General features: G+C 38.9%; 25 protein-coding genes, 1 pseudogene and 2 riboswitches. Of the genes and pseudogenes, 20 read left to right on the top strand and 6 right to left on the bottom strand.

The features are described 5' to 3' along the window. The first annotated feature begins 172 nt into the window (after positions 1-172). Positions 173-251, top strand: a riboswitch (ZMP/ZTP riboswitch). 68 nt (positions 252-319) lie between these two features. The 3 genes from IQ19_RS03035 to clpP all read left to right on the top strand — a co-directional run bounded on the left by IQ19_RS03035 (position 320) and on the right by clpP (position 3,226). After that, entirely contained in the window at positions 320-1,519 is a 1,200-nt protein-coding gene (locus IQ19_RS03035) for a phosphoglycerate dehydrogenase (RefSeq protein WP_144539697.1), read from the top strand. Between the two features lie 415 nt (positions 1,520-1,934). After that, on the top strand, positions 1,935-2,618 hold the full coding sequence (locus IQ19_RS03030) for a sigma factor-like helix-turn-helix DNA-binding protein (protein WP_144539695.1): 684 nt from the start codon (positions 1,935-1,937) through the stop codon (positions 2,616-2,618). Positions 2,619-2,644: 26 nt separating this feature from the next. Beyond that, the gene (gene clpP, locus IQ19_RS03025) at positions 2,645-3,226 is read left to right on the top strand and encodes an ATP-dependent Clp endopeptidase proteolytic subunit ClpP (protein WP_110065075.1); all 582 of its coding nucleotides are present in this window, start codon (positions 2,645-2,647) and stop codon (positions 3,224-3,226) included. 114 nt (positions 3,227-3,340) lie between these two features. Here clpP and IQ19_RS03020 read toward each other — a convergent pair whose 3' ends face one another. Next, entirely contained in the window at positions 3,341-4,000 is a 660-nt protein-coding gene (locus IQ19_RS03020) for a GntR family transcriptional regulator (RefSeq protein ID WP_144539693.1), read from the bottom strand. Positions 4,001-4,313: 313 nt separating this feature from the next. On the opposite strand from IQ19_RS03020, the gene brnQ reads away from it, so the two are divergent. Together brnQ and IQ19_RS03010 are read left to right on the top strand one after the other, a co-directional pair. Then, complete coding sequence (gene brnQ / locus IQ19_RS03015; RefSeq protein WP_144539691.1) at positions 4,314-5,663, top strand: branched-chain amino acid transport system II carrier protein; 1,350 nt, start codon at positions 4,314-4,316, stop codon at positions 5,661-5,663. Positions 5,664-6,108: 445 nt separating this feature from the next. Further along, a riboswitch (purine riboswitch) is annotated at positions 6,109-6,212 on the top strand. A gap of 135 nt (positions 6,213-6,347) precedes the next feature. Then, the gene (locus IQ19_RS03010; protein ID WP_144539689.1) at positions 6,348-7,217 is read left to right on the top strand and encodes a 5'-methylthioadenosine/S-adenosylhomocysteine nucleosidase; all 870 of its coding nucleotides are present in this window, start codon (positions 6,348-6,350) and stop codon (positions 7,215-7,217) included. A gap of 304 nt (positions 7,218-7,521) precedes the next feature. On the opposite strand, the gene IQ19_RS03005 is transcribed toward IQ19_RS03010, so the two are convergent. Next, the gene (locus tag IQ19_RS03005) at positions 7,522-7,833 is read right to left on the bottom strand and encodes a winged helix-turn-helix transcriptional regulator (protein WP_144539687.1); all 312 of its coding nucleotides are present in this window, start codon (positions 7,831-7,833) and stop codon (positions 7,522-7,524) included. Between the two features lie 150 nt (positions 7,834-7,983). Here IQ19_RS03005 and IQ19_RS03000 point away from each other — a divergent pair, with 150 nt between their 5' ends. From IQ19_RS03000 to IQ19_RS02960, 9 genes and pseudogenes are all read left to right on the top strand, one after another. Further along, positions 7,984-8,388 carry a DoxX family protein gene (locus IQ19_RS03000; RefSeq protein WP_144539685.1) on the top strand — a complete coding sequence of 135 codons (405 nt, stop codon included), beginning with the start codon at positions 7,984-7,986 and terminating at the stop codon, positions 8,386-8,388. An 18-nt stretch (positions 8,389-8,406) separates the two neighbouring features. Then, on the top strand, positions 8,407-9,255 hold the full coding sequence (locus tag IQ19_RS02995; RefSeq protein WP_144539683.1) for a VOC family protein: 849 nt from the start codon (positions 8,407-8,409) through the stop codon (positions 9,253-9,255). 25 nt (positions 9,256-9,280) lie between these two features. Continuing rightward, positions 9,281-9,871: an NADPH-dependent FMN reductase gene (locus IQ19_RS02990; RefSeq protein WP_144539681.1), complete on the top strand. Its 591-nt coding sequence runs from the start codon at positions 9,281-9,283 to the stop codon at positions 9,869-9,871. Positions 9,872-10,032: 161 nt separating this feature from the next. Then, on the top strand, positions 10,033-10,761 hold the full coding sequence (locus IQ19_RS02985; RefSeq protein ID WP_144539679.1) for a ZIP family metal transporter: 729 nt from the start codon (positions 10,033-10,035) through the stop codon (positions 10,759-10,761). A gap of 87 nt (positions 10,762-10,848) precedes the next feature. After that, positions 10,849-11,133, top strand: a complete 285-nt coding sequence (locus IQ19_RS02980; RefSeq protein WP_144539677.1) for a YrhK family protein — start codon at positions 10,849-10,851, stop codon at positions 11,131-11,133. 132 nt (positions 11,134-11,265) lie between these two features. Continuing rightward, positions 11,266-11,475 carry a DUF2187 family protein gene (locus IQ19_RS02975; protein ID WP_144539675.1) on the top strand — a complete coding sequence of 70 codons (210 nt, stop codon included), beginning with the start codon at positions 11,266-11,268 and terminating at the stop codon, positions 11,473-11,475. 246 nt (positions 11,476-11,721) lie between these two features. Continuing rightward, positions 11,722-12,046, top strand: a pseudogene (locus IQ19_RS02970) (YnfA family protein). Positions 12,047-12,310: 264 nt separating this feature from the next. Beyond that, on the top strand, positions 12,311-12,970 hold the full coding sequence (locus IQ19_RS02965) for an HAD family hydrolase (RefSeq protein ID WP_144539673.1): 660 nt from the start codon (positions 12,311-12,313) through the stop codon (positions 12,968-12,970). A gap of 256 nt (positions 12,971-13,226) precedes the next feature. Then, positions 13,227-14,510, top strand: coding sequence for a hypothetical protein (locus IQ19_RS02960; protein WP_242020894.1), 1,284 nt, complete (start codon positions 13,227-13,229; stop codon positions 14,508-14,510). 16 nt (positions 14,511-14,526) lie between these two features. On the opposite strand, the gene IQ19_RS02955 is transcribed toward IQ19_RS02960, so the two are convergent. Then, positions 14,527-15,021: a J domain-containing protein gene (locus IQ19_RS02955; RefSeq protein WP_144539669.1), complete on the bottom strand. Its 495-nt coding sequence runs from the start codon at positions 15,019-15,021 to the stop codon at positions 14,527-14,529. 356 nt (positions 15,022-15,377) lie between these two features. Between IQ19_RS02955 and IQ19_RS28370 the strand changes: the two genes are divergently transcribed. Further along, a complete protein-coding gene (locus IQ19_RS28370) occupies positions 15,378-15,545 on the top strand; it encodes a hypothetical protein (RefSeq protein ID WP_242020874.1) in 168 nt (55 codons plus the stop codon). A 406-nt stretch (positions 15,546-15,951) separates the two neighbouring features. On the opposite strand, the gene IQ19_RS02945 is transcribed toward IQ19_RS28370, so the two are convergent. Next, a complete protein-coding gene (locus IQ19_RS02945) occupies positions 15,952-16,194 on the bottom strand; it encodes a DUF2164 domain-containing protein (RefSeq protein ID WP_144539667.1) in 243 nt (80 codons plus the stop codon). 497 nt (positions 16,195-16,691) lie between these two features. Here IQ19_RS02945 and IQ19_RS02935 point away from each other — a divergent pair, with 497 nt between their 5' ends. From IQ19_RS02935 to IQ19_RS02925, 3 genes are all read left to right on the top strand, one after another. After that, on the top strand, positions 16,692-17,165 hold the full coding sequence (locus tag IQ19_RS02935; protein WP_144539665.1) for a hypothetical protein: 474 nt from the start codon (positions 16,692-16,694) through the stop codon (positions 17,163-17,165). Then, positions 17,162-17,671 carry a hypothetical protein gene (locus tag IQ19_RS02930; RefSeq protein WP_144539663.1) on the top strand — a complete coding sequence of 170 codons (510 nt, stop codon included), beginning with the start codon at positions 17,162-17,164 and terminating at the stop codon, positions 17,669-17,671. Before IQ19_RS02935 ends, IQ19_RS02930 begins: the two co-directional genes overlap by 4 nt. 710 nt (positions 17,672-18,381) lie before the next feature. Further along, complete coding sequence (locus IQ19_RS02925; RefSeq protein WP_144539662.1) at positions 18,382-18,933, top strand: GNAT family N-acetyltransferase; 552 nt, start codon at positions 18,382-18,384, stop codon at positions 18,931-18,933. Here IQ19_RS02925 and IQ19_RS29415 read toward each other — a convergent pair. Continuing rightward, on the bottom strand, positions 18,920-18,997 hold the full coding sequence (locus tag IQ19_RS29415) for a hypothetical protein (protein ID WP_479684286.1): 78 nt from the start codon (positions 18,995-18,997) through the stop codon (positions 18,920-18,922). The genes IQ19_RS02925 and IQ19_RS29415 overlap by 14 nt on opposite strands. On the opposite strand from IQ19_RS29415, the gene IQ19_RS02920 reads away from it, so the two are divergent. Then, a complete protein-coding gene (locus IQ19_RS02920; protein WP_394138718.1) occupies positions 18,972-19,397 on the top strand; it encodes an avidin-fold protein in 426 nt (141 codons plus the stop codon). The two genes, IQ19_RS29415 and IQ19_RS02920, sit on opposite strands and share 26 nt — an antisense overlap. 194 nt (positions 19,398-19,591) lie before the next feature. Here IQ19_RS02920 and IQ19_RS02915 read toward each other — a convergent pair whose 3' ends face one another. Continuing rightward, the gene (locus tag IQ19_RS02915; RefSeq protein WP_144539660.1) at positions 19,592-21,208 is read right to left on the bottom strand and encodes a multicopper oxidase family protein; all 1,617 of its coding nucleotides are present in this window, start codon (positions 21,206-21,208) and stop codon (positions 19,592-19,594) included. A gap of 286 nt (positions 21,209-21,494) precedes the next feature. On the opposite strand from IQ19_RS02915, the gene IQ19_RS02910 reads away from it, so the two are divergent. Then, the gene (locus tag IQ19_RS02910; protein WP_144539658.1) at positions 21,495-22,601 is read left to right on the top strand and encodes a YncE family protein; all 1,107 of its coding nucleotides are present in this window, start codon (positions 21,495-21,497) and stop codon (positions 22,599-22,601) included. The last annotated feature ends 122 nt before the right edge of the window (positions 22,602-22,723 follow it).

The raw sequence follows: 22,723 nt of genomic DNA, 5'->3' as shown, positions 1-22,723 counted from the left end.
CCTAACTTCGACCAGTGAAATATAGATTATAAGCATAGTGTACAAAAAGAGTTAAATATAATCTAAATATAGTAAATATAACGACCGGAAAATAAAAAAAATTTTTTAATTATGTAAGCGCTTTAAAGGGTTGAAGTTTTCTGAAGACTTTGATAAGATTTATAAAACTGAAAAGGCTATGTGTGACTGGCGAGACACGGATTACCGTGAGGGAGCACATAGTGTCGAAGCCGTTCGCCTGGGCAGAGGTAAGGGATTCTACCCCTTGCCTCTTTCTGTTTAAAATCTGACAAAGCTATTTAGAAAAGGGGAGAATCCAGTGAGTACCATGACTTTAGACAAAGTGAAGACTATTAAAACGTTAAACGCAATTGCAAAAAGCGGCCTTGATGTATTTAACAAGGACCATTTTACAATCGATAATGAGAGCGATAACCCTGATGCAATTGTTCTTCGCAGCTTTAACATGCATTCAATGGAATTTGGCGATCGATTAAAAGCAATCGCACGCGCTGGTGCCGGAGTGAATAATATTCCGGTCGAAAAATGCACAGAGCAGGGCATTGTTGTTTTTAATACGCCAGGAGCGAATGCAAATGCTGTAAAAGAAATGGTGCTAACCTCATTGATGGCTTCATCCCGCAATCTGTTTGCCGGAATTGCATGGACCAAAACGTTAGAGAACGAAGGCGATCAAATTCCAAAGCTTGTGGAAGCAGGGAAGAAGCAATTTGTCGGAAAAGAAATTAAGGGCAAAACACTTGGTGTTATTGGCTTGGGTGCAATCGGGGCGCTTGTAGCGAATGATGCGCTTGATCTTGATATGGATGTAGTCGGCTTTGATCCGTTTATTTCGGTTGATACGGCCTGGAACTTGTCCCGCAATGTTCAGCGTGCAATGACAATTGAGCAAGTATTCGCGGAGTCTGACTATATCACAGTGCACGTTCCGCTAACAGATGACACAAGAGAAATGTTTAACGAAAACACATTCAGCATGATGAAGAAAGGCGTTCATATTTTAAATTTCTCCCGCGGTGAGCTTGTGAATGAAGCCGATATGGCAGCTGCCCTTGAAAGTGGAAAAGTTGGCAAGTATATCACAGACTTTCCGAATGGAAATGTGCTGAAAATGAAAAATGCAGTCGCGATCCCGCATTTAGGTGCGTCTACACAAGAATCTGAGGAAAACTGCGCTGTGATGGCAGCACGTCAGGTGAAGCATTTTCTTGAAACAGGTAATGTTAAGAACTCGGTGAACTTTCCAAACGCTGCTCTTCCTTATACAGGCAAGCGCCGCGTAACCGCTTTTCATAAAAATGTCCCGAACATGGTTGGTCAAATCACACTGGCAATTTCAAGCTACCAGCTTAACATCGCGGACATGGTGAACAGAAGCCGCGGGGAATACGCCTATACAATGATTGATATTGATAATAAAGTGAATGGCGATGTCATTCCTGGTTTGTTGAATCAGATCAATCAAATCGAGGGCATTGTTTCAACACGGATCATTTAATTATGAAGCCTCAATTCCTATAGGATTGGGGCTTTTTATTTGCTGTGGAATTAGTTGATGATACTTTTAGCGAAGTTGATGATATAAAGTGAAAGTTAACGATAAAAGGCCTAGTTGCTGATAAAATAGGCAGAGGTGCTGATATCTGTCTTTCAGAAGCAGGTCCCGGGCAGGCTATGAAAATATTATTAAAAATTGGCAAATAAAACGATTCACGCCTTAAAATAAGGATTAAATTGGGCTAAAAGATTTCCTGAGCAGCCCAAATTCTGCGAAAATAGGTACCCAGACACCACAAATCTGTATAAAAACAGATAAGCTTAGAATAAACTTATAAAAAATTGCAGTTGCCCGTATCTTTTTGTTTGTTTTATCCGTTATAAGAGCAGAGATGTGTAAAGGAGTGAGCAGGTTTATGAAGCAGGGGGAAATTCCGGTTCAATCAGGATGTGACGATAAGCAGGCTGAGAATATCCGTATTGCCAGTTTATATCCTTCCCTTCAGCGTTATGGACGGTTTCTGGCACAAAACCAGTGGGACGGAGATGACATTGCCCAAGAGGCTATCGTCCGTGCATTCTGTGCCTATAAGCCATGCAGTATCAATCAGGCTCTTTTAAAAAAGATTGCATATAATTGCTGGATGGATACTGTCAGAAAACGAAAGCGGGAACAGCTTGTAGAGGAACCGGAAGAGGAAGCAAAGGTTAGCGAGCGGAAAAATAGTGGTTTAGTGGAACAACTCCTAAGTCAACTAACATTGAAGCAGGCTGTTATTTTTGCATTAAAAGAAGGCTTTCAATACAAGTCAAAGGAAATTGCCGAAATAATGCAGACAACCGAATTTGCAGTAAAATCCTCGCTTAACCGTGCACGGAAGCAGCTTAATCATCCGGAAACAGATGAGAGAAAAGTAACTTTTGCCATTGAGGAAGAAGTGAAGGTGTCCCAACTACTGCAAGAATCATTGGCCACAGAAGACCCATCTATCCTTCTTAAAGCCATTCCAGCCCTGCATTCCTTGAAAAGCCAGGCCGTATCGAAGCCTGTTCTTTCCGTTAAACAGGCTCCTTCAAACACTCTCTGTATGGCGGCATAAATCCGCTAAGAACAGGAGGGATACAGGTGACAGCTATACCATATGTAATTGAGCAGTCCAGCCGGGGAGAGCGATCTTACGATATTTACTCCCGGCTGCTTAAAGACAGGATCATTATGATCGGTGAAGAAATAAACGATGGGGTGGCAAACAGTGTCATTGCCCAGCTGCTTTTTCTGGCAGCCGATTCCCCGGATAAGGATATTTCTTTATATATTAATAGTCCAGGAGGTTCTACCACTGCCGGGTTTGCCATATTTGATACGATTCAATATATCAAGCCGGACGTGAGAACCATCTGCACAGGGATGGCAGCCTCCTTCGGTGCAATGCTGCTTTTGGCAGGAAAGAAAGGGAAGCGCTATAGCCTTCCTAACTCTGAAATCATGATTCACCAGCCGCTTGGCGGGGTAAGGGGGCAGGCAACCGAAATTGAAATTTCTGCACGGCGGATTATCAAACTGAGAGAGCATATTAACAGCATTATTGCTGAGAGGACCGGCCAGCCACTGGAAAAAGTGGCCCGGGATACGGACCGCGATTATTTCATGAGTGCCGAAGAAGCAAAGGAATATGGGATTATTGATGAGATTATTTATCATAGCTAGCAATGGAATAAGAGATTATTTAGGCATATGAAGAGCAGCCAGTTTTCCGGCTGCTTTTTTGTGTCTTTAATAAATGACAGGAATAAAAAAGAAACCAGCTATCGCTGATTCCTTCTACTTGTCTTCTGAATAAAACTCATCGATTGCCCGAAGCCAGTTTGTCCGTGCAATTTCACCGGCTTTGTTTTTGTCTCTTTGCTCAAAAGCCTTCAGAATCTCTTCATGCTCTGCAATTGAGCGGGTTTTTAAAATAATCGTTTTATTATAATACAGCCGCATGACATGTGCTTGAAGCATGGAAACAGTATTCGAAATATATGGGTTTTGTGCAAGTTCAATAATAATGTTATGGAACTGCTCATCCTGCTTCAGAGCAGAAAAGGTATCGCCTACATTAAGGGCTTGTGAGAATTTATGATTGATGTCCCGAAGTATATCGATGGTTTGCTGGCTGATAACTGGCGCAGCCATTTCGGCAGCAAGCGCTTGCAATACACCTAATGGAGGCAGAATTTTGCTTATGTCTTCTGGATTTACCGAGGTGACTTGCGTTCCAACACCAGGAAACATTTCGACAAACCCCTGGACGTTAAGCAATTGAAGAGCTTCCCGAATGGGTGTGCGGCTGACGCCCAATGCCTTGGCAAGATCGGCATCATTCAATTTTTCTTTCGGCTGCAGAGTCCCGTCAATAATCCATTCCTGAATCTGGGAGAATGCACGCTCTTTTGCTGATATACGTGTAGGTGATGAATAGTTGGAAGGAATCGGCATAGCTGTAAACACCTCTTTATTTCATTATAAATTACTTTTTATCTGCTAATTTAAAGTTATTTCCAATAGATTATAAATTTAGTATATAGAAGAATCTAGGAAAATTCAATATATCGCATAATTCGACAAAAACTTTTGTGCGATATATTGCATAAGTATGTTTGATGTGTTATCTTGGGTTATGCAATATATTACGTAACAAAAAATAAAAAATATAATTACTTTGCAATAATTTTTCAGAAGATTTCAATTTGATAGATTGTTAAATAAATGGAAATTAACGATTAAAAGCAGAGTAATAGGAGGAGTCTAAATGAGCAGTAAAATACCTTTTTCGTATATAGTCGCAGTTGGTTTTATGCTGTTTGCCTTATTTTTCGGGGCAGGAAACTTAATTTTTCCAGCCATGCTTGGCCAATCGGCAGGTACTAATATTTGGTCTGCAAATGCCGGTTTTATCATAACAGGGGTTGGATTGCCATTACTAGGGATTCTGGCACTTGGCTTTTCCGGAAAAAGTGATTTGCAATCATTGGCGGGCCGGGTTCATCCACTATTTGGATTAGGTTTTACCGTAGCGCTTTACTTATCAATTGGACCGCTATTTGCCATTCCAAGAACAGCTACTGTTTCATTTGAAATTGGAATTAAACCATATATTTCTGAAGGAAGCAGCGTTATTGGATTAATAATCTTTTCCCTTCTCTTTTTTGGAATTACGGTTTATTTTTCATTAAAATCTTCCAGCATTGTGGATATTATAGGAAAATTCTTAACACCAATGCTGCTGATTGTTATTGCCGTTCTAATTGGTGCAGCTTTTATTAATCCTATGGGATCATTTCAGGCTCCAGCTGAAAACTATGTAAGCGGTGCGTTCTTCAAAGGATTCCAGGAAGGCTACCTTACAATGGATGCCCTTGCTGCTTTCGTATTCGGGATTATCGTTGTAAATGCAGTAAAAGACAAAGGGGCTGCAACCAAGAAGGATATCATGGTTGCCATTGCTAAAGCAGGTGTGATTGCAGCAGGCCTTTTAGCGATTATCTATACTTCCCTTTCCTTTATCGGAGCGTCAAGTGTGAGTGGGCTTGGCCTATTAGATAACGGCGGTGCTGTCCTATCCGGTGCCTCCACACATTATTTTGGCTCTTTCGGTGCCATACTTCTAAGTTTAATCGTATTTGGAGCATGTTTAACGACAAGTGTCGGGCTAATTACGGCTTGTTCTTCTTACTTCAATAAATTGATGCCAGGCGTTTCTTACAAATCTTTTGTCATTGTTTTATCCATTTTCAGTGCGGTTTTAGCCAACTTTGGTTTAAGCCAGTTAATTGCCATTTCTGTTCCAGTTTTAGTAGGTATTTATCCGTTAGCAATCGCTTTGATGGCACTGACCTTTTTGCATCCGCTATTTAAAGGAAAGAAAGAGGTCTATCAGGGAAGCATGCTATTCACATTTGTAGTAAGTATGTTTGATGGATTGAATGCTGCAGGAATAAGTTTTGCACCAATTAACGAACTATTTGGTTCCATCCTTCCATTATATGATGTCGGATTGGGCTGGATTGTCCCTGCTATTGCAGGTGGTTTGATTGGATATGCGGTTGGATTATTAAAAAGCAGCACTTCACAATCTTCGGAAGCTGAAAAAGCAGCATAATGACTAGGGCCCCCAGAGTTCATCTGGGGGCCTTGAATTTTTTGCATGGTTAAGGGGTCTTCAGTAAAGTTGCTAATAAAAAGTGAAACTTGCTAATAAAAAAAGAAAGTTGCTAATAAAACAGGAAACATGCTAATAAAACGGACGAAGTTGCAAATAAAAGTGAAACAGAGATATTTTTGTGAAAAATGCGCTGAAAAACGCGCAGTTAGCCGCTTAGAGCATTTCCAAAAACAGACTTCTCCATCAAAGGGAAGCCTTTTAATAGCAAAAAAGCCTTATTATAAACGGTTTCTTATCTTTTTTAAACTAGGAGCGCTTTCTATAATATGCAGAGTCTTTTTTCTTGTGAAATCACCAAAATACGAACATTGTATAGTGGATTTGTATTAAATATTCATATATTGGTTGTATTTCGTTTGTGAGTTTGTTATATTTGCATAGTAATAATTTAAATTTCATCACTCGTATATGCTCGGTAATATGGTCTGAGCGTTTCTACCTGGTTCCCGATGAAAGAACCGGACTACGGGTTAAAGTATATGGAACTGATCCTTAGTTTGATTTACATACATTACTTTAACTCACAGGTCTGGAAGGTAGAAGTTGTTCTGCTTTTCCAGGCCTTTTTCTATGGCATAAATCCGAGTATATCAAACAACTAGAGAAGGGGAGAGATCATTGATGAAAAAGAATCTTACTTTATTTGCAGTAATTGCGGTTATGTTTGCAACTTTGCTTACTGGCTGCGCTTCTGCACCACAATTTGAAACAGAGGCCGAAAGTGCTCAAAGACCAATTCTTATTCAAGGGCCAATGCCAATCGAAGCTGAAAAATTTGCTCAAAGATTAGATAAAGTGAAAGTTGAAAAATCTGGAACGTTCGTGTTTTACATTGGGAAACTTGACAAGTATCCTGTTATTGTTGCTAAAACAGGCAAGGGTATGGAAAATACAGCAGCTGCTACAGCAGTTGCGATTGAAAAATATGATCCAATCGCAATCATCAACCAGGGTACCTCTGGGGGACATGATCCGAGCTTAAATGTTTTTGATATTGTTTTAGGAGAAAGAACAACAAATATCGGTTCATTAAAAACAGGTCATTTGGAAGAAAACGAAGGGATCGAACCTACAAATTGGATTCCGATGGACTTAATGGCTTCTGAAGGAAGCGCCGGAGAAGATCCAAACGCTGAAAAGGCACGTTACTATGAAGGCGATGCAGATCTGCTTGCAGCTGCCAATGCAGTTAAAGATAAATACACAAAAGGCAAGGTTGTAAAAGGGACAATCGGTTCAGCTGACGTATGGAATAATGAAGTTGACCGAATTAACTGGTTCCATGAAAACTACGGTACATCTGTCGAGGAAATGGAAGGTGCCGCAGCAGCCCAAATTGCCAAAGCATATGATGTCCCATTTTTAGGGATACGAGTTCTATCCAATAATAAGACAAATGGCGGCCAATATAATCCGAATACCGCTGAAGCAAATCAGGATTATGTGTATGAAGTCGTAAAGCAATATATTTCAAAGATACATGAAAAATAAAAATGTGAAGAGGGTGTCCCAAAAGCATAACTTTCGGGCACCCTCTTTTTTTCCTCTATAAAATTGGCCTGTTGAATTCCGCTCCAGGGACTCAGCAAACGCGGGCGGTCCGGGAGCCTCCTCGGTGCATTCGCACCTGCGGGGTCTCCCGCTGACTCGCTTCTCCCGCAGGAGTCTCGCCCCTTCTACTCCAATCAACAGGGTGCAAAAACCTTTTGAGACAGCCTCTTTTTTGTGTAGACAAATAAAAAAGGGCGATAGTTTGCATAAACTATTGCCCTTTTAATTTCTATTTAAAACTGAATTATGCCTCTAACCAGGTTTGCGACCATTTTTCTATCTCTTTCATGAGCGGTTCCATTGCCAAGCCCTTTTTCGTTAAGGAATATTCGATTCTTACAGGTGTTTCCGGGTAGACATCTCGTTTTACGATACCCTCATTCTCCAAATCCTTTAACCGATCTGAAAGGACTTTGCCGCTAATCCCGATAGAGGATTCAATATTGCAGAACCGCTGCGGTCCGTTGAGTAATTGATAAATAATTAATCCAGTCCAGCGCTGGCTCAATAAACTGATGGCTTTTTCAAATCTAGGACAAATTAGCGACTTATCCATAAGTATCACTCCTTATCTTTTATTATAGACATAAACAGAAAATAATTAAATCACTTTTTATAAAATAATTACTTGACGTAATTTAATAACAGTAATATACTAACTTACATAAAGTAAGTAACTAACAACAGGGAATAAGGAGAGGAACACATGAACAAAAATGAAATAGGCAAATTTATTTTGCGTGTAGTGTTGGGATTTATTTTCTTTATCCATGGATTATCAAAATTCCAGGGAGGCATTAGTAATACGGCTGGTTTTTTTGATAGCCTTGGCATACCAGGTTTTATGGCCTATGTGGTCGGGATGATCGAGTTGGTAGGGGGTATCGCGGTGATACTGGGAATTGGTACAAAAATTGTTTCTGTACTGTTTGCCATTATTTTGTTGGGAGCTATTTTTACTGCCAAGCTTCCTGCTGGACTTCTGGGGAACGGCCAAATGGCAGGCTATGAATTGGATTTAATTTTACTGGCTGCATCCATATATTTTGTATTGGCTAAGGAATCTGCACTGTCTCTGGAAAACAAATTTTTTCAGTCTAAGGAAATCTAAGGGGCAGGAGGAATTCATATGAATTTTCATACTAAACCAAACACCTTTGTGGCCCAGGTCAATCTGAAGGTGCAAGATCTGGAACGCTCTTTGGCTTTTTATAAGGAAGTAATCGGCTTTAAAGTATTAGAACAAACGGAAAGAACAGCTCAATTGACTGCTGATGGCAAAACGATTTTGTTATCCATTGAGCAGCCTGAAAATGTTGAACCTAAGATGGGTAGAACGACTGGCTTGTATCACTACGCCCTGCTGCTTCCTAAGCGCTCTGATTTGGCTGAAATTGTTCAGCATTTCATGGAAATTGGCTTGCGGTTTGGATCTTCTGACCATCTTGTCAGTGAAGCTCTTTATTTATCAGATCCAGATGGCAATGGCATTGAAATCTATATTGACCGTGAGCCTTCAGAGTGGCACTGGAATAACGACGAAGTGGAAATGGCAGTAGATCCTTTGAACTTTCCAGACTTGCTTTCCATGGGTAAACAGCAGTTATGGAAGGGCCTGCCGAGCAGAACGGTAATGGGGCATATCCACTTACATGTGTCTGAGCTGGAGAAAACGGAGGAGTTTTATACAAAGGGATTTGGTTTTGATGTGGTCAGCCGCTATGGAAATCAGGCTTTGTTTATATCCACCGGCAAATATCATCACCATATTGGCTTGAACACTTGGAATGGAGTGGGTGCACCTGCACCTAGTGAAAACAGTGCCGGCCTTCAAACCTATACACTCATTCTGGATAATGAGGCAGCAAGAAATAGGGTAATCGCGAATTTGAGAAAAATTGGCGCAGCTGTAACAAAAGAAAATAATCAATTTATTACCTCAGATCCTTCAGGAAATCGAATTCTTTTGCAAATTTAATACATGTAACCAGGTGGTGTAAGATATGGGATTTTTAAAAAATTTATTTGGAAGAAAAACAAAGGAGGAAGAAACAATGAGCGAGAAATTAAATATTGGGATTATTTTAGGAAGCACACGTCAAGGAAGAGTCAGCCCGCAGGTTGGGGAATGGGTAAAAGAAATTGCGGATAAACGCGGAGATGCGAATTATGAAATCGTAGATATTGCAGACTTCAAATTGCCATTTTTAGGTGAAGCGGACGCACCGGGAATTGTAGCTTGGAATGAGAAGCTTGCAAGCCTGGATGGGTTTGTGTTTATCGTTCAAGAATACAACCACAGTATTACAGGAGCATTAAAAAATGCCCTTGATCTTGCCCGTGAAGCCTGGAACAATAAAGCGGCCGGTATTGTAAGCTATGGTTCAACCGGCGGTGCACGCGCTGCTGAACATTTGCGCGGAATAATGGGAGAACTGATGATTGCAGACGTTCGAACACACCCAACGCTTTCATTATTTACTGACTTTGAAAATGGAACAGACTTCAAACCGCAGGATCTTCATCTAGATAATGTGAATGGAATGCTTGACCAAGTGGTCGTCTGGAGCGGTGCATTAAAATCAATTAGATAAAAAATAGGAAAAAGAACAGAACCTTACAGGTCCTGCTCTTTTTTTTGTACTTTCTGACATGATATATAGTGAATCCGCTAAAATTGGTTTTTTGCATGTCTAAACGGAAATACTAGATTACCAAACAAAACGGGAGCCAAATCAGAAGGGAGAGGATAACCATGTGGATTGCTGCAATATGGGGTGGGGTGTCAGGTTCAGCAGTTTTATTAGGGGCATTGGCGGCCATGTTTTTACCTATCAGCAAAAAAATGATCGGTTACATAATGGCGTTTGGTACTGGTGTATTAATCGGTGCGGCAGCTTATGAACTTCTGGGCGAATCCGTACATAATGGCGGATTATTTCCAACTAGTATTGGGTTTGTTGCAGGCGCAATTACATTTACCCTTTTTGATATTATGATTTCCAACAAAGGCGCACAGAATCGGAAAAGGTCAGGCCATAAAGCCGCTACCACAGGGGGAATGGTTCTTTTCATCGGTACGATCATGGATGCCATACCGGAATCCATTATGATTGGTGCGAGCCTGATTGAAGAACAGTCCGTGAGCTTTCTTTTGGTTGCAGCTATATTTATAAGTAATTTTCCTGAAGGCCTTTCCAGCTCTTCAGGTATGGAAAAAAGCGGTTATTCGAAAAAGAAAATTATTTTATTATGGATTTTGGTTTTCGTGATCTCCAGCCTGGCTTCCTTGATCGGATTCGTGTTCCTGGATGGTGCTTCAAAAGAGGTGATGTCCGTAATTGCGGGCTTTGCAGGCGGGGCGATTATTGCAATGGTAGCGTCTACCATGATGCCGGAAGCTTATGAAGACAGCGGTCCGATGACAGGATTTATTGCAGCTCTTGGCTTGCTGGTTTCGTTAATGCTTGATAACTTTTCTTAAGGTAAAAATACACCTTCCATATTTCGTCATGTCTAAAGATGAATGAATGATATCGATCGTGGAAAACAAAAACGGGGGTGTTATTTAATGAAGATAAAAAAGCTCGTGAGAGAACAGCAGGAAGACGTACAAATAGAGATGGGCAATTACCAAATGATTATTGAACATCGCTATCAGGTTTTATCCTTCTTCAATGATCTGTTACTGGGCGTTTTATATTTAATAGGAAGCATTTTATTTTTGACAGATGTCAGTCAGGTGGTTTCCATTTCATTTTTCCTGGCTGGCAGCATTATGATGATTATCCGTGCCGGTTTAAATATTTTGAAGGACTTTCATGTGCGAAAGATTACAAAAAACAAGAACACGTAAACTTCAGCTTCAAATTTTCATAATTGGGTTTTGTGAGATAGGGAAACGGCAATACTAGCGACATAGCATAAAAACAGCTGCGGACTTTAAAAGCTGGCCGCAGAAATAAACGTATTAAAAGGAGAATCCAAGATGGCTGAAGAAACAGAAAAGGCAAGTGATGTAAAAAAAGCGGACATTGGGGATACCATCAGTATTACAAGCGGTACGGAAAAAGGGAAAAAGGGCAAGGTAGTTGTTGTGCGAGATAACTCTGTCATTGTGGAATTAGGGATCAATCCCAAGAAGGATGAACCAATAAAAACGGTCATCAGCCATAAAAGGTATAAGGTGGTTAAATAAACTGGAAGGAGTGCATCTCTACGGTGAAATCTCAAAAGTACCCGAAAGGATCATCTGCTTCGATTCCGCCGGAAGTCCGTGAGAAAATTGTCCAAGCGGACCGCAATGAAAAGGCGAAGCGGATGACAAAACGGCCGCAATAAGCAGGGAAATCCATGATAGCTCTTTTTAGCTGTCATGGATTTTTCTTTTGAGAAATAGATTGTGTGGGGTAGTAAAGTGATAATGTTTTTAGGAAGTGGTTATATGATTAATGCAATTGTATTATTTATTCTTGCGGGATTAGCTGAAATTGGCGGGGGTTATTTGATTTGGCAGTGGATAAGAGAGGGCAAGCCATATTTCTGGGGGATAGGCGGAGGAATCATCCTTGCATTTTAGGGTGTAATAGCTGCTTTCCAAGCCTTTCCATCATTCGGCAGAGTGTATGCGGCATATGGTGGCGTTTTTATCGTTCTGTCTATTTTATGGGGGTGGGGGATGGAAAAAATCTCCGGATTTCTATGACTGGCTTGGTGCAGGGATCTGTCTTATTGGAGCTTCAGTCATCCTGTTTACGCCTCGGCAATAATGTTTGCCCGGTCTTAAGTACATTCCAGTTTATTTGGGGCCGGGGATTTTTTTATTTTTAGCCTGTATGGGCAGGTTTTCCTCTCTATAATTTTTCGCCTGGCTATTATGTTCCGTAAAGAAAAGATTTTTATGAAAATAGAACCCATTAAATGTAGCTTAATAAAATTTAAGGTATACTATTTACAAATTAATCAAAATAGTCCGCTTTGGGCTGTTCATATTTATGTAGCTTTAGCTCTCAATAGCCTGAAAGGATGATTGTATGAAAGTTGCCATTTTTGACTTTGATAGAACGTTATTTCCAGAAGAAACTTTTCCGCTTTTGATGAAACACTTAAAAACACACCCTAAGCATAGTCGAAAATACCGATACTTTATCTCAAGGATTTTACCTGTTTATGCAGCTTATAAATGCAAGCTTTATCCGGAAACTAAAATGAAGGATTATTCAATGCGGTGCTACATATCTTCTTTTGGATCAGCCCCTAAAACAGATATTGAGCAATTTTTTTCTGAGTTAGGTGGAATGATGAGTAAAAATCTAAGTGAGCCTGTTTTAAAGAGACTTGAACAGCATAGAAAAGATGGGTATTATATTATGATTGTGTCTGGAGCTTTTGAACCGCTTCTAAACTCGGTGATGAAAGGCATTCACTTCGATAGCATTATTGGAACCAGCATTTCATTTGATAATAAAAAAGGCAGGCACCTCCCTTTAGAGTACATTCATGGCATCCGTAAAAAGGAAGTAATTCATAAGAAACTTGCTAGTATGGATGTGGATTGGGAAAATAGCTTTGCCTATGGCGATAGTTATTCTGACTTAAGTGTTTTGGAACTAGTGGGAAATCCAGTGGCGGTAAAACCAGAGCCTCGGCTTATACAAGTAGCAAACAAAAGGAAATGGGAAGTCATCATGTGATTTTTTTCATAAAAAAGGAAAGTGATTCAGGCATTTTCATAAAAGCTGCCATATTATTTGGGCAGCTTTTTATTTTCAAAAGGATTAGAAAAAAAGGGATAAAGAAAAAACTGCGGATAAGTGCAAATCGTCTCGTTTTAAAGACAGTAAAAAGAACAAATTTAAAAGGATATAAAGTTTTCTGTAAAATTTTAGAACTTTTTGATCTTATACCCGTATATAAAATATAGATCGGGGGAGGGGGGTTTACGTGGAAATGGACGAAAGAAGCGAGCCGATTAAAAACTCTTTGTTAAAGAAAAGAATCTTATGGGGAATAGGGATATTTGGAGTTTTCCTTGTTATGCTTTATTTTGACAAACAAAAGGTATATAAGGAAGAAAAGCCTCCAATGCCAACAGTATCAGTCGGAGAACAAGAAATACAGCCAGTTTTGGGTACATATAAATGGAATGGTGAAAAAGTGGAGAAGGAATTAAAGGATTTAACAGGGTCGCTCAACTATAAGAATCTAGAATTTAGCGATAAATTAACAATTCGCTTTCCAGATGATGAGCAACCCATTTTTGTTGCTAAAGGAAACTATCATAATAACAAACTTTATGTAAATCCTTATTATAGTCATTTTGGCGAGAATGATTATTATTTAAGTAATTATTCAAGTATTGAAACTCTTTCTCTTCACGCTTATTGGAAAGATGGTAAAAGGGCTGAATATATTATTCCTTTAAATATTCGGCAGGTTAATCCTGAAAAAGATTATCTGGCTCACAGTAGGGGGTATCATTCACTGCTTCTTATAGGAGACGCTGAATCGGATGGGCAGTCAGTAAGTGATGAGCTTCATGCAGAATTCCCAGCCTTCTTAATAGAAAGACGTGGATACATAGATACTGAAACAGCTAAAAAGCTATATCCAGAATTGAACGTTGAAAAAGATCCAAGTTATATTTTATTTGATCAGGAGAAAGAAGTATTCCGGACAAATACTTTGGAAGAATTGAAGAATTATATAAAAGAAAATTCTTATGTTCGCAAAAGGACTGTTGAAGGAGTTGTTACTTATATAGATCGTGAGTTTAGGTTCATAAAGGTGGACGATAAGCCCTTTTCAGCAGAAGATGTTTCTTCCATTCGGACAGGCCAAAAAATCAGTCTGGATGTGACTGATTTAAACAAAGACATTCCTTTCTATCATAAAATAGAAAATATAAAAGTATTAAAAGAACCTGACCGCACTTTACTGGACAAGAAATGGCTATCAAAGGAGAAAGATAAATTCTCTATCCTGGCAATCGGCGATACTTCTTTTACCAAGCCTTTCAAATCTCCTCATAAAGCTGACTTCAAATTAGCAGATAACATTACCATACAGAAGTCACTTAAGTTAGACGATGGCAAGGCGGAGCCAGCCATTTATGTGTTTAACGATAAAGAGTTACTATTCCAAACAAGTGATTATGAAAATGTGCTGCAGTTTTTATTTGAAATGGAGCAAATATTGCTTATGAAAAAAGAAATGAAAGCCATTGATTATTAACTGAGTATACTAATAATTATAACTGCATCTTACTGTAATGTTCATTAAACACTTTAAAGAGCCTTTCATCTCCGCCGCGGTCGGGATGGAGGGCTTTTAGCAGTTTCTTAAATTCTTTTTTTATTAATTGCTCATCGGTTTCAGTGCTTAAGCCCAAAACCTCGGCAGGGTGAAAGTCTGAGTCTGAAATTTCATTTTGTTTATGTATCATTTTCTTTAAAGAGCGTACCTTAGACTCCTCGATATTTATGCGGGTCTGCAAGATTTCGATTTGGCCTTTAAGGCTTTTGACTTCCTGAAGGATGCATTCCAATTGCCGCTGATGCTCTTCGGCTTGTTTTTGGAAAATGAAATCAGTAAGGTCCTTTATTTTGATTTTGTAGGAAGTTTTCCTTCGCTGGCTGCGTTCCGCCTTGATTTTCCCTTCTTCAATCCAGCGTACGACTTCCTGGTGGTTGGCGGAAATGCCAGCACACATTAGTTGTTCTACTGCTTCCGTTACATTTAGCATCTATTTTCACTCTCTTTATGTATAATCTCCGGTTAAAAAGTTAATGCAGTCAGAATTATCATACCACTAATTTATTTCAGAAAAAGAACAGCAATATGACAGAGTATTAAAGTCTATTTACGGCGTAACAACTTTGTTTCATGTTCTTACAGTTATTGGATATAAGAGTCATTCTTTAAGAAGCGGGTATTAAGAGATTAAGAGAGGCATATTTAAATGGGAGGGGTTTTACCATGAAAAAATCAACAATGGGTCTTGTTTTAGGATCACTGGTTTCTGCAGGGGGGCTTGCGTTGGCTGCCTCAGCTTATAGGAAATGACAAAAAGATAACTGTGAAGTGCTTGAGGATTCGAATATGAGGAACAGTGAAAACATTGACCAAATAGAAAGTGTGGATGCTGATAAAGTTCCAGAAGAAAAAGGACTTACCCTTTATGATTCTGCTTTAAGAGCAGAATGGGTCGCTAACGTCTTTCCGCAGACGCATTTTGATTGGGAGGAAACCGAAAGGCAAAAAATATAGAGAATGATCTTGAACGGCTGCCGGGTTGGCGGCTTTTATTAGTCTTTGGCTCTGTTAAAGCTTATTGTTGTTTTTTAGCACCCTGTTGATTGGAGCGGAAGGCACGAACTCCTCGAAAATGCATTCGCATTTTCTTCGTGCGGTGTTTATTCGAGGATGCTTATTCAACGTCCTGCGGGAGTGCGGATCAAAGGGAGACCCCGCAGGAGGAAAGCGACGAGGAGCGTCGGACCGCCCGCTGTTCGCTGAGTGCCTCGTGCTGAAATCAACAGGCAAATTTAACAGAGCCTAGTTTTTAAAGAGAATAAATACCAATCATTCCATAGTTTCATTTGCTAATGACACTATGGAATGATTCAATGCTTCACAATATATCCACTTTCCCTTAGTTAGGGAGATGGGACTATTATTTAATCGGGCGTTCCAGCGTTAAAATTTCATCTTCCATTGAAGCATATTGCTGTTCAACTACATGCTTAACATCAGTAATAGCCGCATTGTAGAAATGTGGTGCTAGTGACTCTTTAGCAAAATCCAAGACCCTTTCCGCACTAAATTCCGATATTTCTTCGCATCTTTCTTGAGAAAAAAAGGTTTGAATGTCCGAAATCATCTTTTGCTGCTGTTCTTTTGTAAGTTTTATAAACAAAAAAATCCATCCTCTCAAACAGTGATACATGTAACTATACATCTGAAATCCAAAGAATTATAGGCTGGATTTCAAAGAATTTATATGTACAAACAGGAGTCAGCAACTGAACTCCTGTTTGTGTGCTTGTTCAATAAACTTGCCAATTGATTACAGGTAATGTTTTTCTCTATAAACAATGGTTCAATTGTTCTTTGCGAAGATGCGAGGATACCCAATGACATGGGATTTGGTAACCAGCCGATTGCTAAAATTATGCACATCACAACACTAGAAATCCCTTTGGTTGAAATAGGAAGAAAATTATTCTTCAAGCAAAAGATATTAAAAAAATTCCCATAAAGAAATCGTTGTCAAATTGATCGAACGGAAAACCGTTTAGTTAAGGGTTAATTAAATAATTCATATCAAAACGACAGGCATCTGTCGTTTATTTGTATAGAATAAACTCTATTTTCCCAGTAAATACTAACAAAAAAATATGGGGATGATGTATATTGGGTTTTGTCCTTTTAGTCTTTTTGGCTTGGCTTATAACGGTATTGTATACAGTAATAAATAAGAAGCTAACGTTTATTGAAAATACCTTTGTTTATTTGTTTACCCTTGTTATTAATATTAATTTTACGTGGATTGTATATGAGGAATTGAAATTGGCTGAGATATCGGATCGGGCATTGGATTATACCGCCTTTTTGATTCACCGCAGCATTACCCTTCCATTAGTGATTGTGATAGCCATCAATCTTTATAGAAATGCGAATACCCTCGGATCTAAAGTGGTCAGGACGGCGTTATCCGTATTATTCCTTGTCTTCGCTGTTGCAATTGCTCGTTATTTTGACATTTTGGAGTATAAGAACTGGAGTATCCTGTCCGAGATCGTCTACTTATTGTTATTGCATTTCCTGGCCATTTACTCCTTAAAATACTTCGAAAACATTAAAACAAGAGGGGTGCGAGGATCATGAAATTGTGGGAAAGTTTCGACCAGAATGAAGTTATTCTTTTAATCTTGATAATTATGGCCTATTTGGCCTATTTTCTGATGAAAAGGAAACCAGGCAATCTCGCACCTCAAATAAGAATTTTAAGTTTACTGTGGGGATTGGCGATAGGGGTCTTATACGATTTTACCATTGGCGGAGGACAGACCGATTTTTATCGGGTAAATGATTTAAATAACTATGAAGTCACAGATGTTATTTATTATTTATTATTTGCCCCCTTTGGGTACTTCTTTTTCTATTTCTATGAAAGGCTTAAGATCAGCAAAAAAACATTTATTATCTACGTCTTGGTCTGGGCTTTATTTGGAGTCGCGATTCAATGGCTTTTGACAAAGGCGGGTATTTTAACCCTGCAAAATGGTTACCGCCTGGCCCATTCATTCCCGATCTTTTTATTCACCCAGACGATAACAGGAATTTATATTCAGATGCTTAAATCGAAAGAACAAGTCTGGGCAGTGGAATAAAGGATTTAATTCCTGCTATTAAGTGGCAGCTATTTTGTTTGAAGTGAAAAAAGCCAGAAAAGAGTACTTCCCTTGATGAATCCTAACAAAAAAAGAAACTAAAAAAGTCATCCAAAGGGATGACGGGTAAAACGATTGAACTTTTTAATTGTATTTAACAAATCAACATTATTTGGATTTTTTATCATTTGTTTTTACTGTTTGAAGTTTGCCTGTTCTCTGGCGTTCAGCATCTTTCTTAAATGCTTCCATAGCCTTGTAGCAGAGAAAATTCATCGTTACACCTCCCAGTGGCATTTGTTAGTTATTTTAATTTATTCCCGCCATTGTTTTCGTAAAACGTAAAATTTGAAAATTTCTAATTATAATGCAAAGGGTGTAGCTTATTTTTAAAAAGCAAAGTTAATGTAGGGTTTGTTGAAGCGAATGGCAGATTAACGGGTACTTTAATTTATTAAAAACGCTCAGAGCTAATAGTCTCTGAGCGTTGTCCGGTAACCTCGGCGGCTTCCCCAATATATTTGCTGCTAGCTTATTTACCATATATCAGGTTACAATTTGCCTAATTATAGAGTTTACCATGAAAATGGGGAAGTTGAAGTATTTACCATTTGAAAAGATAGAATGGATTTTTATTCCTACTGATTGATTGTTATTTGGTATAGTGGTAAATAAGCAAACTCATATAATTGAGGAGAGGGAGGATATTTTTGCGAAACGGGTTTCCTAAACTTGAAACTAAAAGGCTAATTTTAAGAGAGGCAACAAAAGAAGATGCTCATGATATGCTGGCCTATTTGTCAGATATAGAAGTTGTCAAACATATGGGGATCGACTCTTGCCAAACGATTAAAGAGGTCAATGAAGAAATCGAATGGTATCAAGCCATATATGAACAAAGTACGGGAATTAGATGGGGAATTGCACTCAAAGAATCCGGAAAGATAATAGGAAGCTGCGGTTTTCTTAATAGGGAAGCCAAACATTATCGCAGTGAAATTGGATATGAATTGAGCAAAGAATATTGGGGGAAAGGAATTGCCAGCGAAGCATTGGCAGCCGTTGTTAAGTATGGTTTTGAAAACCTTCAGTTAGAAAGAATAGAGGCATTGATTGAACCTCCCAATCTACCATCCCAAAAGCTGGTTGAAAGACAGGGTTTTATCAGAGAGGGCTTGCTGCGGCATTATGAATATACACGAGGCAAATTCGATGATTTATATATGTACTCAATCATTAAAGGAGATATCAAGAAAGTATAGTTATACTTAGAAAAGACAGAACAGGCAGTAATAACATTATGTTAATTTCTTGGTGGCAAAATATGCAGGTACTCGGGGGAGCTTTACTAAATTTAAGCTTATTAAAGGGGATGGATAATATGGTGAATTATAATGGCCGTACATTTGTTTCAGTTGAAAATACAGCAAATGGGGAAGTTTCTTCCAAAACTTTTTTCAATTACAAACAAGAAGGGCATATTATTTCAGCGACCTATAGCGGGGGAGAGATTATACAAGGAACGCTTATTGGCTTAGTAAAAGAGGATAGCAGCTTAGAGTTTAGATACAATCACGTGAATAGAAAAAATGAAATTAGAGGCGGTATATGTATATCTACACCTAAAATCTTGCCAGATGGACGAATCATGTTAGATGAAAAATGGCAATGGCTTGATGATGAAGCAACTGAGGGAACTTCCAAAATAGTAGAAGTTATCAAGTAAGAAATTAAAAGATCGTTCGTTCATAAACGTTAATAATGAACTATGTTTCTTATTTAAAAATATGCTATTGTTTTTATTTATTTTATGAAAATGGAATTTTGAAAATTTTTACGAAAAGAATTAGTTAACTATTAACAGGGAAAGCGACCTTTTTCAAGGCCGCTTTTTTACTTTCTCACATATAGATAAGAATCTTACTCAGGTTTATTGTTAGCATCTGGATCAGGTGTGAAGGTTGCTTTATACCCATCATATTGAACCATATTTACCATTCCTGCTGTTGCATGATGAAGGTCGTGACAATGGAATAGCCAATTTCCAGGGTTATCAGCTTTAAAAGCAACAACATATTCATCCCCCGGTTTTAAATTAATTGTATCTTTCACAATAGGAGAGCCTTCTAATGGTTTGCCATTTTTGCTCAGAACTTGGAAGAAATGGCCGTGCAAGTGCATTGGATGATCATCCATCATCGAATTATTAGTCAGAGTCACTTTAACTAGATCGCCTTCCTTAACCTTTATATTATCGGTATCCGGGAAAGTTTTTCCGTTAATCGTAAAGGCCATTCCATTCCCATCCATAGCTGTATTCAGATCCATTGTATATTCAACATCATAATTTTGGCCCAGCGAGAACTGCCCTTTATCCAAACCGCCGTAATTAATAAATGTGAATTCTGGAAGTTGTTCTGACTGATTGGACTTATCTGTTGAATCAATTGAATTTTCGTATTGGATTTTGGTCTTCATTCCTTTTGTGCCTTCCATGTCGCCGTGGCACTCAATGAACCATTCTCCAGGATTGTCTGCTGTAAATTCAATGTCATATCGCTCACCTGGTGCTATGGAGATCACCTGATCTTGGATTTCTTGCGGCTCATTCAATTCTTGTCCGTCAATAGCGGCTACTTTAAATTTATGGCCATGCAAATGGATTTTATGAGACATAAATCCAACATTGACAAGGCGGATTCGAACTTTTTCTCCTTCTTTTACAATCAAGGGATCAATACTGTCACCGCTTTTTCCGTTGATTGTAAAAATATCATAGGCGCTCATATCATGGCCCATTTCACTCATGCTGCCATGATCCATGCCGCTCATAGAGGAGTTATTGGAATGGGTTTCCGTTTCATTATCATCTTCAGATCCCATATTGCTGTGATCCATACCTTCCATATCAGAGTCAGACTCTTCGGGATTGCTCATCCACTCATCAAGCATTAGGGTATAGTCCCTGTCGTATGCTTTTTCTTTAGGCTCTACAATAAAGGATCCGTAAAGGCCTTTGTCCATTTGCTCCACCGCATTTTGATGGGTATGGTACATATAAGTCCCTGCATCTTCTGGTGTAAATTCATAGGTGAAGCTTTCTCCAGGCTGGAGGGCATTTTGTGTTACACCAGGTATACCATCCATATCATTTGGGACCGTAATGCCGTGCCAGTGGATGGATACTGGTTCGGACAGTTCATTTTTAAGATTTATTTTTACCTTTTCTCCTTGCTTTACACGGATTTGCGAACCAGGAACAGAACCGTTGAATGTAAGGGCATTTACACTGGTTTTCTTATTAAGCTGGTGATTTCCCTCTTTAGCAACAATGTTAAATTCATTGCCTGTTAATGTTTTAGTGCTAGCAGTTCGAACCCCTTTTACCATCTGTTCTCCAACTGAATTCTCCTGTTTCTCTTCTTCCATGTCCATATTGCTATGGTCCATGCCGGCCATATCCTCTGTTTGCTGTGAAGAGCACGCAGCAAGAACAAGCATTGAGAAAAAGACTAGTGCTAGAAGTTTAAGTTTCATAACCAATACCTCCTGTATTAAGTAAACAAATCATAATCTAAATATTTGCAGAAAGTATGGATAAATGGATATTAATTTTTGGCATCTTTCGTATTTCACAAAACCTTGAAAAGTTCATTCGCATAGAGAAGAAAGACGATAATTCTACCTGCTAAATATGCAGTTTTAATGCATTTCAAAATATTGTAAGATTTTATGGAATTCTCAATGGAAAGTGAAGTGTATCACAGTAGAAGTTTCTCCAGCCTATTATGATGGCTATACAATTGATTAGGAGGAACTCAAAATGAAAAAAGCAAAAAAAGTAATTTTGATTAGTTTTTTAGCATGGGGCGTGATACTGGCTGGCTGCAGCAGCTCTGAAAGTGAAGAAGAGGATCCCACTTTAAAAGAGAAGGCATCTGTGACTGTAATTGAAGATGAGCAAGAAGGTAAAGCAGAAGAAACCGCTGAAGCATCTGCGGTTCAATACTATTACACAGCAAATGAAGGGGGAAGCATTTCGAAAATCGATGCAGCCACCAACTCCGTTGAATCGTCCATTGAAGTAGAAGGCTCAGTTCATAATGTTCAGGTTTCTCCTGATGGAAAAATGATTGGGGCAACCGTTGTGCCAAGCATGGGAGGTCATGGCCATAGTGATGGGAAGGAAATGAGTGCAAAAGCGCTGTTTTATAGTATTGAAAGTGATGAACTCATACAGGTAGTTGAGGTAGGAAACCACCCTGCCCACATTGTGTTTACTGAAGATGGAAAATATGCGGTTGTGACTAATAATGAGGACAATACAATATCGATCATTGATATGAAAAATTTTACAGTTATTGATACAGTTAATACAGGAAAGGGACCGCATGGTTTCAGGATTTCAGATAACAGTAAAAAAGCATATATCGCAAACATGGGGGAAGATACAGTCAGTGTAGTGGATCTAGAATCTATGGCAGAAGAAAAGCGTATTAAAGTTGGTGCAGCCCCCGTTACAACTGGAGTAACTTCTGATGGAAAAACATTGGTTGCAACTTTAAATGGAGAAAATGCCCTCGCCATTGTAGATTTGGCTACAGACAAAGTAGAAAAAGTTCCAGTTGGTACAGGACCAGCACAGGTTTATATTGATGTGAAAGATCAGTTTGCCTACGTCGCAAACCAAGGAACAGAGGAAGCACCATCAAAAACTGTTACAGTTATCAATCTTGCAGCGAAGAATGTAACAGCCGAAATTGAAACCGGGAAAGGCTCTCATGGAGTTGTTTCAAGTCCAGATAATAAAAGGGTCTATGTGACCAACATGTTTGAAGATACGGTAAGTATAATTGATATAGTAGAAAATAAGGTTATTGAAACCATTGAGGTAAAAGGCATTCCGAATGGCATCAGCATTACGGAATAATTTAGAAACGAATAATCAAAACTCTTAGAAATCATCAGCAAAGAATAAAGTACTTTTACAATCTGTTTTTTTGAAAAATACCAAATAGTCTAGAAACGGACAATGTTTCATGGCTAGACTCT

The organism is Cytobacillus oceanisediminis, from assembly GCF_007830235.1.
Taxonomy (GTDB): Bacteria; Bacillota; Bacilli; order Bacillales; family Cytobacillaceae; genus Cytobacillus; species Cytobacillus oceanisediminis.
This window is presented reverse-complemented; position numbering and strand designations above follow the sequence as displayed.

Coding starts and splice junctions, on each gene's coding strand:
- IQ19_RS02960 (WP_242020894.1), top strand. CDS start 13,227: ATGGACGAAAGAAGCGAGCCGATTAAAAACTCTTTGTTAAAGAAAAGA.
- IQ19_RS02955 (WP_144539669.1), bottom strand. CDS start 15,021: ATGCTAAATGTAACGGAAGCAGTAGAACAACTAATGTGTGCTGGCATT.
- IQ19_RS02990 (WP_144539681.1), top strand. CDS start 9,281: ATGGGATTTTTAAAAAATTTATTTGGAAGAAAAACAAAGGAGGAAGAA.
- brnQ (WP_144539691.1), top strand. CDS start 4,314: ATGAGCAGTAAAATACCTTTTTCGTATATAGTCGCAGTTGGTTTTATG.
- IQ19_RS03020 (WP_144539693.1), bottom strand. CDS start 4,000: ATGCCGATTCCTTCCAACTATTCATCACCTACACGTATATCAGCAAAA.
- IQ19_RS02995 (WP_144539683.1), top strand. CDS start 8,407: ATGAATTTTCATACTAAACCAAACACCTTTGTGGCCCAGGTCAATCTG.
- IQ19_RS02920 (WP_394138718.1), top strand. CDS start 18,972: ATGTTAATTTCTTGGTGGCAAAATATGCAGGTACTCGGGGGAGCTTTA.
- IQ19_RS03010 (WP_144539689.1), top strand. CDS start 6,348: ATGAAAAAGAATCTTACTTTATTTGCAGTAATTGCGGTTATGTTTGCA.
- IQ19_RS03000 (WP_144539685.1), top strand. CDS start 7,984: ATGAACAAAAATGAAATAGGCAAATTTATTTTGCGTGTAGTGTTGGGA.
- IQ19_RS28370 (WP_242020874.1), top strand. CDS start 15,378: ATGAGGAACAGTGAAAACATTGACCAAATAGAAAGTGTGGATGCTGAT.
- IQ19_RS02910 (WP_144539658.1), top strand. CDS start 21,495: ATGAAAAAAGCAAAAAAAGTAATTTTGATTAGTTTTTTAGCATGGGGC.
- IQ19_RS02975 (WP_144539675.1), top strand. CDS start 11,266: ATGGCTGAAGAAACAGAAAAGGCAAGTGATGTAAAAAAAGCGGACATT.
- IQ19_RS02915 (WP_144539660.1), bottom strand. CDS start 21,208: ATGAAACTTAAACTTCTAGCACTAGTCTTTTTCTCAATGCTTGTTCTT.
- IQ19_RS02965 (WP_144539673.1), top strand. CDS start 12,311: ATGAAAGTTGCCATTTTTGACTTTGATAGAACGTTATTTCCAGAAGAA.
- IQ19_RS03005 (WP_144539687.1), bottom strand. CDS start 7,833: ATGGATAAGTCGCTAATTTGTCCTAGATTTGAAAAAGCCATCAGTTTA.
- IQ19_RS02930 (WP_144539663.1), top strand. CDS start 17,162: ATGAAATTGTGGGAAAGTTTCGACCAGAATGAAGTTATTCTTTTAATC.
- IQ19_RS03030 (WP_144539695.1), top strand. CDS start 1,935: ATGAAGCAGGGGGAAATTCCGGTTCAATCAGGATGTGACGATAAGCAG.
- IQ19_RS02985 (WP_144539679.1), top strand. CDS start 10,033: ATGTGGATTGCTGCAATATGGGGTGGGGTGTCAGGTTCAGCAGTTTTA.
- IQ19_RS02980 (WP_144539677.1), top strand. CDS start 10,849: ATGAAGATAAAAAAGCTCGTGAGAGAACAGCAGGAAGACGTACAAATA.